The organism is Neisseria sp. P0021.S007 (assembly GCF_051956855.1).
Genome location: NZ_JBQCXA010000168.1, coordinates 1 through 1,005 on the forward strand (window position 1 = coordinate 1; position 1,005 = coordinate 1,005).

The 1,005-nt window shown below is 53.8% G+C and carries 1 pseudogene; it reads right to left on the reverse strand.

Features of this window, described 5'->3' with window-relative positions:
* Positions 1–332 precede the first annotated feature (332 nt).
* Positions 333–1,005, reverse strand: a pseudogene (locus ACTHUR_RS11950) (phosphoribosylformylglycinamidine synthase subunit PurQ); the annotation flags it as partial.

Below are 1,005 nucleotides of genomic sequence, written 5' to 3' on the forward strand. Positions count from 1 at the left end.
CCATTGATCCGTGCGGAATATTTTGTTTTCGCCATTAAGTCTTCCTATCAAAGTTAAGTTTTCTAATTTAATTATTTGGGGTAATGCATTGATTTTCCTATGACCGTCATTCCCGCGTAGGCGGGAATCCAGAAGCTTGAATTTACAGTAGTCTTTGAGTATTTCTGAAATGCAGGGGGCTGGATTTCCACCTGCGCGGGAATGACGGCGGTTGGTTCGGTATTATACGCAAAAGAACATATAAAGGTCGTCTGAAAACAGATATAGCAGAATCCGCTAAATCGTTTTCAGACGACCTTTCTCTTTAAAGCCGAATCAAATCAGCCTGCCGGTTAACCCAACGCCTTCCTTGCTCCGGCAAAGAGGCGGTACCAGCCGGACAGTTCGGTCCAGTCTTCCGGTTTCCAGCTCATTTGTGCGGCGCGGTACACGCGTTCGGGGTGGGGCATCATGATGGTAACGCGGCCGTCGGCATTGGTCACGCCGGCAATGCCTTGCGGCGAGCCGTTGGGGTTGAGCGGGTAGGTTTGGGTAACTTGGTTTTGTCCGTCGACGTATTGCAGAGCGATGCCGAGGCCGTCTGAAATTTTGCCGCCGTGAAGCGCGAAGTCGGCGCGGCCTTCGCCGTGGCTGACCACAACAGGCAGGCTGGAGCCTTGCATTTCGTTCAGAATCAGCGATGCGGATTTTGGAACATGAACCATGCTCAGGCGCGCTTCAAACTGCTCGCTCAAGTTGCGTTTGAATTTAGGCCATGCCTCTGCGCCCGGGATAATCTAGGCAAGGTTGCTGACCATTTGACAGCCGTTGCACACGCCCAATGTCAGCGTGTTCGGATCGGCAAAGAAGGCGGCAAATTGGTCGCGTAGAGCAGGGTGGAACAGGATGGATTTCGCCCAGCCTTCGCCCGCGCCGAGTACGTCGCCGTAACTGAAGCCGCCGCACGCCGCCAGCATTTTGAAGTCGGCAAGGTGGACGCGGCCTGCCATCAGGTCGGACATATGC